Origin of the sequence: Lysinibacillus parviboronicapiens, from assembly GCF_003049605.2 — a bacterium.
Classification (GTDB): Bacteria; Bacillota; Bacilli; order Bacillales_A; family Planococcaceae; genus Lysinibacillus; species Lysinibacillus parviboronicapiens.
Genome location: NZ_CP073713.1, coordinates 3,629,583 through 3,642,150, shown reverse-complemented (window position 1 = coordinate 3,642,150; position 12,568 = coordinate 3,629,583). Strand labels below are relative to the sequence as shown.

Genomic DNA, 12,568 nt, shown 5'->3' with positions numbered 1-12,568 from the left:
CGTGCTTGGAGCTTAGACGTGCGCGCCTGCGATAAAGGCGATTGAATGAGAGGAAGATGGATGACATCTTCAAGCTGGGTGGTACCGCGTTAGTTATTAACGTCCCTGCATGCAATGTAATTTGCGTGTAGGGACTTTTTTGTTTCTATACGCGACAATACAAATTAGGAGGAAAAACAATGGCAAACGAATTATTACAAGATTTAGAATGGCGTGGTCTGCTTTACCAACAAACAGACGCTGAAGGAATGGAAAAGCTGTTACAACAACAATCGGTTTCTTTGTACTGTGGTGTAGACCCAACTGCTGACTCTATGCACATCGGACACATCGTACCATTATTGACACTGCGTCGCTTCCAGAAAGCTGGTCATCGTCCAATTCTACTTGTAGGTGGAGCAACAGGGATGATTGGGGATCCATCTGGTCGTTCGGAAGAGCGTCAACTGCAAACAGTTGAACAAATTGATAAAAACGTGCAAGGTATTCGTGGTCAATTAGAACGAATTTTTGATTTTGCTGAAGATGGAAATGGTGCACAACTTGTCAATAACCGTGACTGGATTGGCGAAATAAACACGATTGAGTTTTTACGAGATTACGGGAAATTAATTAACGTCAACTACATGCTAGCAAAGGATACAATTGCTTCACGTCTTGATACAGGGATTTCATTTACTGAGTTTGCTTACACGTTAATTCAAGGTATTGATTATAATCATTTGTATAACCATTACAATTGTCGTATTCAAGTGGGTGGTTCTGACCAGTGGGGGAATATTACAACTGGTTTAGAAGTTATTCGGAAAACACATGAAGAAGAAACAAAAGCTTTTGGTATCACAATTCCGTTAGTAACGAAGGCAGATGGTACAAAGTTTGGTAAAACAGCTGGTGGGGCTGTATGGTTAGATAGCACAAAAACTTCTCCATATGAGTTCTACCAATTCTGGATTAATGCAGCGGATGCCGACGTTGTCAAATATTTAAAAATCTTCACATTCCTATCTCGTGAAGAAATCGAAGCATTAGCCGTGTCTGTAGAAGAAGAGCCGCATCTACGTAAGGCTCAAAAAGCACTGGCCGAAGAGATGACACGTTTAATTCATGGTCAGGAAGCATTAGAGCAAGCAATCCGAATCACGGCTGCCTTATTCTCGGGTGACTTAAAAGCACTTTCTGCCGATGAAATGAAGGATGCTTTTAAAGATGTACCTTCTATTGAAATGGCAAAAGAAGATAAAAATATAGTGGACTTACTTGTGGAAGCGGGCATTTCATCATCAAAACGTCAAGCTCGTGAAGACGTAACGAATGGTGCGATTAGTGTTAATGGTGAAAAGGTAACAGCTTTAGAATATGTTGTCGATGCCAAAGACCGTTTAGAAGATGCATTCAGCATTGTACGTCGAGGCAAGAAAAAATACCATATGGTAAAATTTTTATAATGACATACAACGACATCCCCTCGAGTTTACGCGAGGGGATGTTTCTTATTAGCATGCTAATAAATGCGGAAGCTTTAGATGCGCATATTCTTCTGGGTGAAGTAATTTTGCTAGTTTTAAAGCCCCTTCCACCAGACGAGGTGATGGGCGACAATAAAGCCATTCTTCCATTACATGAAGTTGATTCATTTTAATGGCTTGTAGCTCCTGTGCATGTGGTCGTTTTAATAAATTTGCTGGCTGTATACGCTCGAAGGCAACACCTACCCAAGCCATCATAATATAGTCAGGATTACGACTTATTACATCTGTCCAATCCGTTTGCACGCTTGCTAGCTCGACATCTTGAAATAGATTAGAGCCTCCTGCGATGGCACTAATTTCGGTGAGCCAGTTTATTTTTCCTGGCGTGAAAATGGGATTTGGCCACCATTCCCAATAAATGGTAGGGTGATGATGGATGGATTGTGCAACTGTGCGAAGGTGCTCGATAAATTGTGAATATTCTTCTGCTATTTGTTGTGCACGCTGTTCTACTCCACAGGCTTTCCCTAATATTTTAAGTTCTTGAGCGATTTCCGCTAATGAATTCGCGTTAAAGACAAGATGAGGAATATTTCTTTCTTGTAATGCTTCTATATTTTTTTCCATGCCAGGTACACTTAAAGATGCAAGTACGAGATCGGGCTGTAATGCTTCTAATGCATCTATGTCAATCGATAAATCAGGCCCTAGCTTGGGCAGTTCGTGGACAGTCGCAGGCCAATCAGAAAAATCATCGACACCAACAAGCTGATCTGTCAAACCTAAATAAGCGACTAGTTCGGTATTACTAGGACAAATCGAGATTAAACGCATATTTTTTTTCCTCCCAATTACTTTTATGAAAAGTATAGCTGGTGTTGCGCTTGTATACAATGTTTGGAAATTTTTCATGTCATAGAAAAAGACGTGCCTCAAATATATGAGACACGCCATTTCGTTATATTTTAAGAAAGTGCGACAGCTTCAAGCGACTCTGCTGTTTTCACTACAGGCCCCATCGCATTTGTAATAATCTGTTTGATGTCTTCTAATGTGGCTTTACGCGGATTTGTGGCAGCACATACGTCTAGCATTGCATTTTTCGCTAAAGTTTCAATATCCTCATCCTTCACGCCTAATTCACGGAAGCCACTTGGAATATTTAAGTCTTTTGATAAGCTTTCAATGGCAGTGATCGCTTTTTCCGCAGCATCACGTTTGCTTAAGCCCTCAACATTTTGCCCTAATAGTTCGGCAATCCTTGCAAAACGCTCTGTACGTGCCGTTAAGTTGAAGCGACAAACATGAGGTAGTAAAATCGCGTTACATACACCATGTGGAAGATTGTAGAAACCACCTAATTGGTGAGCAATCGCATGCACATAGCCAAGTGAAGCATTATTGAACGCCATACCTGCTAAGAATTGCGCGTATACCATTTGCTCTCGAGCTTCTAAATCTGCACCGTTAGCATAGGCGCGTGGTAAAAATTCAGGAACTAGTTGAAGTACCTTTTCACCACAAGCATCTGTAATAGGTGTGGCATCTGTTGATACAAATGATTCAATTGCGTGTGTTAGCGCATCTAAACCAGTAGCCGCTGTCAGAGCTGGCGGTAAGCCAATCATTAACTCAGGATCGTTAATCGATACTAACGGTGTCACATGCTTATCAACGATCGCCATTTTCACTTTACGAGCAGTATCTGTAATAATCGTAAAGCGTGTCATTTCGCTTGCTGTACCAGCTGTCGTGTTAATAGCGATTAATGGCACTAGTGGGTTTTCTGATTTGTCAACGCCTTCATAATCATGAATGCGTCCACCATTCGAAGCAATAATTCCAATACCTTTTGCTGCATCATGTGCACTACCGCCTCCAAGTGAGACAATTGAATCACAGTTCTCGGCATGATATACTGCGATACCATCTTCAATGTTTTGGTCTGTTGGATTTGGTTCTGCTTTCGGGAAAATTGCAACATCAATTCCAGCTGCTGTAATGATGTTAGCAATTTGTTCTGAGAGACCTAATTTGTGTAAGCCCTCATCTGTTACGATCAATGTCTTTTTCACTTCTAAATCATTTAAGCGTTTACCAACTTCTTGAATTGCTCCAGGTCCAAATAAGTTTGTTTTCGGCATGACAAATTGCTTTAGAACGTCTGACATATTTCCAACCCCTTTAAAATAATTGTTATTGCTTGAATGATGGCGAACCACCTTCCGAAATTCATGTTATTCTATTTTTTGTAAAAATTCAACTCGTATTTTTATTAAAATTGTTAATATTTAATGTGTTATTATCTTACAAAAAAGTTAAACCGTTTTACAATAGTGTGGAAGCTTTAGTTACATAGGAATGTTGATATATAAACGATTTAGAAAATATTTTCTTATGAAAGTAATATATATATTTTGGGAATTGGTTCTATTTTGAAGGAGATTTGAATAGTAAATAAATGATAATCTGTTTAGAGTATAAGGATAGTGATTATGGTGTTTAAAAAGTAGGGAATTGCTATTTTAATGTATGAAAAATCAATTCTCTAAGTAAGAAAGATAGTAATGTCCTCTTTAGGAAATTAAATGGAGAGGGGATAGCCCTACGACATAAAAACATAAAGCAGCGCTAAAATTCTTCCGAGCAGTTTAAAATTAAATGCTACTAAAGTTTAGATTTTTTACTGTGTGGAATTATAATATTTAAAGCAATATTTTTTTAATGTCCATTGCTTTCTTGTATTGTTGTAGTGCTCCATATAATCATCTACCATATATTTTAATTCTGCTAAGCTTTCAGCTTACGTGCCTCTGCTTTTTCTAATTTCTTTTCAGCAGATAGGTTATCTTTTTTTGTCGACCAGAACCTCCTTTTCCACGTCTTTCCTCTGAAAATGCTTGTTCTCCATGAGTGTCAAAACAGCTGGGGAAGATGAAGTATTACGGTACGCAAAGCAAGCACTAAAGACGCAAGTTGAAGAATTAATGTTTAAGTACTTAACCTAGGGAGAGAATGAGCATGGCTACAATATATAAATTTTCAAATAAAACATTTCGAGATATAACAAAGGAAAGAGTAGATGTTGTGAAAATCGCTTCTGGTTTTATGGGAGGGACGGTTAAAGTTTATGAGCGTAAAGGAACAGTAATTATCCATAGTGAAAACAAACAATCAAGTCATGCAAGTATTTCAAATGAAAACGGCCAGTAAAAGAATGGGAAATTAGATATGCTATAGAACACATTTTAAAAAGAGACTTAACAGATGTGAATATACGTGTCAGTGAAACTGGTGTTGTTCATATTCGCAATAAAGCAGAAATTAATACACTTACAAACTAAAAGAAAAGTCATTCATTTAAAAATAATGAAGGTTGAGAGTTTATTTTCTCAACCTTTTTATTCGGTGTTTTTTTATTTTCACTCAATATTTTCTACATTTAAACACTTAGTTTCACAGTAATAGCCTTTGCCGCCAACATAAACTTTTTCTATTTCATTCTTGCTATTGGTTACTAATTTAACTAATATTTCGGAAGGCGAGTGTAAAGAATAACCTTGTTCAAATACATAGACTTCTTTTTGCAAGTAGTGCTGTTCATAAAGGTAGCAAGCTAATGCACCGTTTGAAGTTCCAGTCGCTGCTTCTTCATTGATGTCGTATAGTGGAGCAAAATTTCTGCATATAATTCGATTGTCATTAAAAGTATATAGATGCATCCCGACAACGTTATAATACTTGCTGATTTCTTTAATTTTTTCAAAATTAGGTTGCAGTGCATGTAATCGTGTTTCGCTTTTTATAGGAATTAAAATATCTTTTAAGCCCGTGGAGACAATTTGAATTGGGTATTTATTGTCTATAGCTTTAATGTCAAAACAGTCGATGAACTCGTTTGGAGATACAACATCATAGAATATCGGTTTGTTTTGTTCCATGAATATGATGTCATCTTTTATGGTAATAGTAAGAACACCGCTGTTCGTTTCAATCGTATAGCGATTCCTGAAAAGTTTATTTAAATGCATCAGTATCGCGAAAGAGCCAATTGTGGCATGACCACATAAATCAACTTCTTCTTTTGGTGTAAAATACTCAAATTTATAATCAGCAATTTCAGATTCTGATATAAATGCGGTTTCCGCATAGCCCAGTTGTTTGGCTATTGCCATTTTTTGAGTAGTGGTCAATGTATTCTCCATAAATACCACACCTGCTTTATTTCCGCCTTTATGATCCTTGCTAAATGCACTTGCAACATAAACGGATATTTTCATAAGACACCTTCCTTCCTCACTTATAATAAATTGTAGCATAGAAAGCACTACGTATAAATGTTGTTGGATAAATTTGACATAAAAAAAGAGACAAACTATTTTTTAGCATCTGAACTCTCCGAAAATAGTTTGTCTATAGTCTGAGTCACTCATTTAAAAATAATGAGTGATTTTCTTCTATTATTGTATATATTTGTATAAATAAAATTGTATCAACAATAGAAAATGTTGTCAGTGTATAATCAGGTGTGAGAATGTACCTAGTTATTGAAATAAATGTACACCTGTCCGTAACCCTCATTAAAAAACTGTTTTTCCGAATATAAGAACATAAACAAAAACCTCGCAAACACTTGTATAACAAGGTTGCGAGGTTTAAGAAACCGAAGTATTCTAACTCTAAAAGATTATCGAGAGTAGAACTCTACGATGAATGCTTCGTTGATTTCAGCAGATAGTTCAGAACGTTCTGGAAGGCGAGTGAATGTACCTTCTTTTTTGTCTGCATCAAATGCTAAGTAGTCAGGTACGAAGTTATTTACTTCGATTGCTTCGCCAACTACAGATAGGTTTTGAGATTTTTCGCGAAGAGAAATCGTTTGACCTGGTTTAACGCTGTATGATGGAATATCAACGCGTTTACCGTCTACCATAACGTGACCGTGGTTTACTAATTGACGAGCTCCACGACGAGTGCGAGCTAAACCTAAACGGTAAACTAAGTTGTCAAGGCGAGTTTCAAGAAGGATCATGAAGTTTTCACCGTGAACACCTTTCATTTTACCAGCGCGGTCAAATACAGTACGGAATTGACGTTCAGTCATACCATACATATGACGAAGTTTTTGTTTCTCTTGTAATTGTAAACCGTATTCTGATAATTTTTTACGTTGGTTCGGGCCGTGTTGACCTGGTGCGTAAGGGCGTTTTTCGATTTCTTTACCAGTACCGCTTAGTGAGATACCAAGACGACGTGATAATTTCCAAGATGGACCTGTATAACGAGACATATTGTTGTCTCCTCCTTTAAATTTGGTTTTTTTGTTGTAAAACAAAAACCAGTAGTACCCATTCTTAAATGCATTTTATTTTCATGTATTTTCGCCTATGCAGCCGTTAGGTTACACGATACACCATCTATTTTCATAGGAGAAAACTGTTTAGTAATACTCTTTAAAATAGAGGAATAAAATACTATATTAAGCTCATACCACTGCTGCGTTTATTTTACACAAACTTCATTGTAACTGCTTATGTCATAGACGTCAATTATTAGTATTGCTATTTTTGAAAAGGGACAATAGTAGGGAATTCCTTTTCATACATTTTACACTATTTCGAAATAGTTAATGATATGGTATTAAATGGTAAATATAAAAGTAAAACAGAATAACATAGTCAAAATGACACAAATTATGTATAATATATCATAAGTTAATAGTAATTGATTTGTACGTTATATAGAAAAGGTGATTTCATGACAGACCATTTACAAACGCTAAAATATATAAAATCAGATGTTTTGAGCTTTTGGGTGAGTTCGAATGGAGAGCTCACCGGTTTTAATGAGTATTTTTATTCATTAAAGCAGTGTCTAAAGAAGCACTTGAAAATTGTAAATGCTGCTTTTCTTAGCTATGAAGGTAATAGTTTAATACCCATAGAAGAATTAGCTACTTTAACAATCGAAACAAAACTAAATGCTGTGTCATGGCTGATGATTGAAACTAGCTTTTATCAACAAAAAATGGTAAAACTCCCTTATATATTAAAAGAAAAAGAAGCCTATAACATGATGACTGACATGGTGCTTTTCCAACCAGAGGGCAAAGACCCCATTGGTGTTTTACTGGTTGAAGCAACAGATGCTTGGACGGACTTTATGGCTTCTGATTATGGTGAAGAATGTGTAGAAACGCTTATGAGAGTTTTGCAGATTTTCAGGGAGAATTTAGAAGTAAAATCAAATGAAGATCAATATAGAAAACTGTATAATATGACTGATTTATTTCATTCAACTATGGATATCGATTTAATTTTAGAAAATGTTCTAAAAAATATTAGGGATAATTTCCCGGAATTTAATGTTGAGCTTATACTATCGAATGATCAAGACCGCCATACGACCATCGATATTAAACTTTTTGATTATTTATCCGAAAGACCTGCAACTATAGAAGCTTTTGTCTCAGGAGACCTGACAACCGAATTGGCAGGTGACTTAAATTGTCGTTTATTAAATGCACCTATTAAAGGAAGGCAAGCTATTTACGGTATTTTACAAGTTAGCGCACCCACAACATATCTTTTTTCAACGACTGAAAAGGATTTTGTGCGAATGCTAGCGCAAGCATCAGGAAATGCACTAGAAAATGCAAAATTATATCATCAATCGCATCGTCTCGTAAGTGACTTACAACTAATAAATGAAACATCGCATCGTTTAAATATGCGAATTGATATTCATGAAATGTTGCTTTTCCTACAAAAACAGTTAATGAAATCTTTTCAACCGATGGAAGTTTGTTTCGCTTTTAAAAATAATGATACCTTTGAAGTGACGGATGCCAGTACAACATTATTCAAGACAGAGGAAGGGCAAACGTATATAAAACATGTTGAACAACATTTTGAACATACCAATGATCCATTGTTTATAGCCGATTTTAGCCGATTAACACCTAATCAAATCGAATATCGTTCGATTATGGCCATTCCAATTTTGATGGAAGAAAAAATAAATGGTTTTAGTATCGTACTACATAAAGAGCCATATTTCTTTTCATTTGACAGCTTTAAGTTAATGCAGTCTTTAATCCATCATTCATCTTTAGCGATTGCAAACTCCATTTTACGGAATCAACTGCAAGAAATGGTAGATAGGGACCATCTAACTAAATTATATGCAAGAAGTTATTTAGATCAGTATGTAGAAAAATCCCTTAAGAAAGATCATTCTGGGATGTTTTTACTTATCGATATTGATAATTTTAAGCGCGTCAACGACACCTACGGCCACCAAATTGGCGATAAAATTCTTGTGCAAATTGCAATGAAATTAAATGAAACGATTGGTACACAGGGGATTTGTGCACGGTGGGGTGGAGAGGAAATGTCAGTCTATGTGCCAAATATTGATGAAAAAGAATCAATCGAATTGGCGTCGACTATTGTTGCAATGATCCCGGACGCAACTGATCCCCAAGTAACAATTTCAGCAGGGCTCATTACATGGGATCAAAATTATCGACCAGCATTTCAATCTGTTTTTTTACATGCAGATACAGCTCTATATGAAGCTAAAAATAGTGGGAAAAATCGATTTTGTATTCATGATCGTTTCCTCCAAACAAATGCATAGAAAAAATAAAATATAGATTTGCCCCGAAATGATATGTAAAAAAACAACATTTCAGGGCAATTTTTAATGTGCAAGTTTAGAATGGTGAATAGCTTTTATAGATGTAGCAGCAATGCTTTAACAAATTGCTCTAAGCCAACTCGATCTTCGATGGAGAAGCGATTTGTAACTGGGCTATCGATATCGAGCACAGCTATTACTTTATCTTGCTTAATAAGAGGTATGACAATTTCAGATTGCGAGGCAGCATCGCAAGCAATGTGCCCAGGAAAAGCATGGACATCTTTTACAACAATTGTTTCTTTTTCTTTCACAGCTGTACCACAAACACCGCGACCAATTGGAATTCTAACGCAAGCAGGTAAGCCTTGGAATGGACCTAAAACTAGTTCCTCTCCCTGTAAAATATAAAAACCAACCCAGTTAATATTTGTTAGAAATTGGTTAAGTAAAGCGGAAGCATTACTTAAATTAGCGATTTGATCGGTTTCACCTGTTAGCAACGCATCTAATTGTTTTGCTAATGAATTGTATTGGTCAGCGATAGGACCTTCATAATTTATTTGTGTAAACATAATAGCACCTCGTTTAAAAGTTATTTATATTGGAAATATAACATTATAATGCTGATGTAAATCAACTGCGGCGTGGGCATCAGAGCCAAAAACAAAAGGCAATCCAATTGACTTGCTATAATCAATTAAGGAGAATGGTGGATAGGGTTCTTGACAATGTGCTTTACTTAAACCTGCACTATTCAAATCGAGCTCGTACCCTTGTTTCTTCATAACATCTAAAATCTCTCGAATACGAATTGTATCATCAATTTTCACATTGTGTGCTAATTGAAACTTATGAATGAGAGATGGATGTCCAATACGTTTAGGTTTGTATTGTCCTAAATCAGCATGGATTGATTGAAGGACAGTATCATAATATAGATCATAGACATGTTCTACAGAGCCTAACTCTCTTGAAAAATCTTTAAAGGTTTCCGCTGAATAGTCGATACATACAAAGTTATCTTGCCATTTTAGAAAATGAACGGACAAAATAGCATCATCTAAAAAGTGACCATATGTATCAAGGAAACTTCGTGTTTCTCGCTCAAAACCTATAATGTAGTCAATTTCTAACCCGATACGGATACGGATGTCCTGCGCGTATTGCTTTCGTAAGTGCTGTAAATCTTCAAAATAAGGCATCAAGTACGCTGGATTCATGCCACTATCCTTATTAGGTGTAGGGTCAACAAAGCCAAGCGGCAATGGAGCATGTTCTGTAAACGTAATATCCGTAAAACTTTCTGCAATTGCTTTTTCGATATATTGCGTAAATGTATCTGTTGTCCCGTGTGGACAATAAGGGCTATGGATATGCCCGTCTCTTTTCATAAAGTATACACTCCTTTGGCTATTTGAATGATGTCTAGATATTAACGCCATACGTTCAAGGACAGGAGTTGCCAGTTTGTCTGTTGGGCGTGAATACACTTTTCTGAAAAACACTTAAATTTTAGTACAAAAGGGGAAAACATAGTATATAATAAATACAACTAGCCAATTCGTATATTGTAGAATAGGAGGCTTACGATGGAGTATATCATCATTCCGATTATCCTACTATTAATTTTAGCCATAGTAGGATTTATGATGCGACGAAAACATACAGCAATTATTGCACAACTTGAAAATGAAAAATTACAAATACAAAACAATCCCATAAATGAGGAAATTTCTAAAGTTAAATCATTAAACATGAATGGTGAAACGGAGGAAATGTTTGAACGATGGCGCAATAGCTGGGATGAAGTCATCGATGTACATATGACAAAAATTGATTCACTCCTATTCGATGCGGAGGACCAAGTCAATCATCTTCGTTTTAAAAAAGCAACGTTGGTTGAACGTGAAATTGAGGATTATGTTCGTAAGTGTGAACAAGACAAAGATAAAATTTTAGAAGAATTAAATGAATTGATTGGCAGCGAAGAAAAAAATCGTATTGAAATTGAACAACTAAAGGAATATTATCGATCAGCCCGTAAAACTTTGCTTGCCCACCAACACTCATTTGGCATAGCGTTACCAGCACTTGAGCAAAAATTAGAAGTATTTGTTCAAAAGTTTGAAGAGTTTGATGAACTTACGCGCGATGGTAACTATTTGCAGGCACGTGAAATTGTTATTGGCTTGAATCAGGAATCACAAGAGACATTTGAATATATCAATGACGTACCAACTATTTTGACAGAACTGCAAGTGAAATTACCAGGTGCTGTTCAAGAATTACGCAATGGTCAACGAGAAATGGAAGAGAAATCTTATTATTTACATCATTTAGAGCTAACAGAAGCACTGGACAATCTAGAAACGGAGTTTACCGCTTTAAAGGGTGAATTGGCTGAACTTAATTTATCTGCTGTAAAACCGCGAGTTGTTGAAATAAATGAAGAAATCGACCATTTCTACGATTTGCTTGAAAAAGAGGTTATTGCGAAAAACTACGTAGATCAAAATTGTGAACGTTTATTAGGTTCCATCACAAATGTCATTAGCTCAACCCGCTTAGTTAGCGATGAGGCAACTTTTGTTCAGCAAAGCTACCATCTTAATGAAAAGGATGCTGAAATACCAAAAGCGGCATTAAAACAATTAGAAGCACTTCAACGCCGTTATGATTTACTGGCAATGCGTGTTACAGAAGAAAAGTCTGCATATTCAAGTTTGCAAGAAGAACTGATTGAAATAAGTGAGGAGCTTGAACGTATTCATGAGGAGCAAGATCACTTATCGAATACGATGAAAAAGCTTCGGATTGACGAAAATAAGGCACGTTCACAAGTTGAAAATCTGAAAAAAACGTTGCAGGATACAGACCGTCTGTTAAATAAGGCGAATATTCCCGGTATTCCCGAAGAGATGGATGCACGTTTAGATGAGGCTGCAGAGCACATTTATGTGGTGATGCAAAGTTTACAAGAAGTACCACTCAATATGGGAACAGTTCACAATAACTTAAATGCAGCCACGCTTTGTGTGGAAGATGTTCATTCAAAGGCACATGAATTGATTGAAAATGTAATGCTGATTGAACGTATTATTCAATATGGCAACCGTCATCGAGCAACAAATCCAAAATTAAATGCTCGTTTAAAAGAAGCAGAAGAAGCATTCCATCAATTCCGTTATACAAAAGCGCTAGAAGAGGCAGGGACAGCTGTTGAAGAAATGGAGCCGGGTGCATTAAAACGTATCCAAGAAATTGTCGCAGAGGATTTAGTTTCCCGTTAGCTCCACCATATAGATGTCGAGGGTAAAATTAAAAATATTATTATAATGAAAAAAAGTAACCACCACACTGGATTTAAGTTGGTGGTTTTCTTATGAGATTAAGGAGTTCGGGTGGGGGAATTTTTTTAAAGTTTAATTTTTTATACAAAATTGAACAAAGAA

The 12,568-nt window shown here is 36.3% G+C and carries 10 protein-coding genes and 1 other annotated feature (1 of these 11 running past the window's edge); of the genes, 4 read left to right on the top strand and 6 right to left on the bottom strand.

What is annotated here, in order from left to right; translation table 11 throughout:
* Positions 1–110: a binding site (T-box leader), on the top strand (it extends 93 nt beyond the left edge of the window).
* Between the two features lie 69 nt (positions 111–179).
* A complete protein-coding gene (gene tyrS, locus C9J31_RS17610) occupies positions 180–1,448 on the top strand; it encodes a tyrosine--tRNA ligase (RefSeq protein ID WP_054767249.1) in 1,269 nt (422 codons plus the stop codon).
* A gap of 48 nt (positions 1,449–1,496) precedes the next feature.
* On the opposite strand, the gene C9J31_RS17605 is transcribed toward tyrS, so the two are convergent.
* Positions 1,497–2,306 carry a cobalamin-binding protein gene (locus C9J31_RS17605; RefSeq protein ID WP_107949816.1) on the bottom strand — a complete coding sequence of 270 codons (810 nt, stop codon included), beginning with the start codon at positions 2,304–2,306 and terminating at the stop codon, positions 1,497–1,499.
* A 131-nt stretch (positions 2,307–2,437) separates the two neighbouring features.
* Positions 2,438–3,643, bottom strand: a complete 1,206-nt coding sequence (locus C9J31_RS17600) for an iron-containing alcohol dehydrogenase (protein ID WP_054767250.1) — start codon at positions 3,641–3,643, stop codon at positions 2,438–2,440.
* 850 nt (positions 3,644–4,493) lie between these two features.
* Here C9J31_RS17600 and C9J31_RS23800 point away from each other — a divergent pair.
* Complete coding sequence (locus C9J31_RS23800) at positions 4,494–4,685, top strand: hypothetical protein (RefSeq protein ID WP_238602109.1); 192 nt, start codon at positions 4,494–4,496, stop codon at positions 4,683–4,685.
* Positions 4,686–4,894: 209 nt separating this feature from the next.
* Here the strand turns inward: C9J31_RS23800 and C9J31_RS17590 are convergent, their stop codons facing one another.
* Positions 4,895–5,752 (bottom strand): PhzF family phenazine biosynthesis protein, encoded by an 858-nt coding sequence (locus C9J31_RS17590; RefSeq protein ID WP_107949818.1) that lies wholly within the window; start codon positions 5,750–5,752, stop codon positions 4,895–4,897.
* A 407-nt stretch (positions 5,753–6,159) separates the two neighbouring features.
* Positions 6,160–6,762: a 30S ribosomal protein S4 gene (gene rpsD, locus C9J31_RS17585; protein WP_054767251.1), complete on the bottom strand. Its 603-nt coding sequence runs from the start codon at positions 6,760–6,762 to the stop codon at positions 6,160–6,162.
* A gap of 467 nt (positions 6,763–7,229) precedes the next feature.
* Between rpsD and C9J31_RS17580 the strand changes: the two genes are divergently transcribed.
* The gene (locus tag C9J31_RS17580) at positions 7,230–9,113 is read left to right on the top strand and encodes a sensor domain-containing diguanylate cyclase (RefSeq protein ID WP_107949821.1); all 1,884 of its coding nucleotides are present in this window, start codon (positions 7,230–7,232) and stop codon (positions 9,111–9,113) included.
* 95 nt (positions 9,114–9,208) lie between these two features.
* On the opposite strand, the gene C9J31_RS17575 is transcribed toward C9J31_RS17580, so the two are convergent.
* Both C9J31_RS17575 and hisJ read right to left on the bottom strand, forming a co-directional pair.
* On the bottom strand, positions 9,209–9,688 hold the full coding sequence (locus tag C9J31_RS17575; RefSeq protein ID WP_054767252.1) for a GAF domain-containing protein: 480 nt from the start codon (positions 9,686–9,688) through the stop codon (positions 9,209–9,211).
* Between the two features lie 24 nt (positions 9,689–9,712).
* Positions 9,713–10,507: a histidinol-phosphatase HisJ gene (hisJ, locus tag C9J31_RS17570; protein WP_107949823.1), complete on the bottom strand. Its 795-nt coding sequence runs from the start codon at positions 10,505–10,507 to the stop codon at positions 9,713–9,715.
* Positions 10,508–10,705: 198 nt separating this feature from the next.
* Here hisJ and ezrA point away from each other — a divergent pair, with 198 nt between their 5' ends.
* Complete coding sequence (ezrA, locus tag C9J31_RS17565; RefSeq protein ID WP_107949825.1) at positions 10,706–12,406, top strand: septation ring formation regulator EzrA; 1,701 nt, start codon at positions 10,706–10,708, stop codon at positions 12,404–12,406.
* Positions 12,407–12,568: the final 162 nt, after the last annotated feature.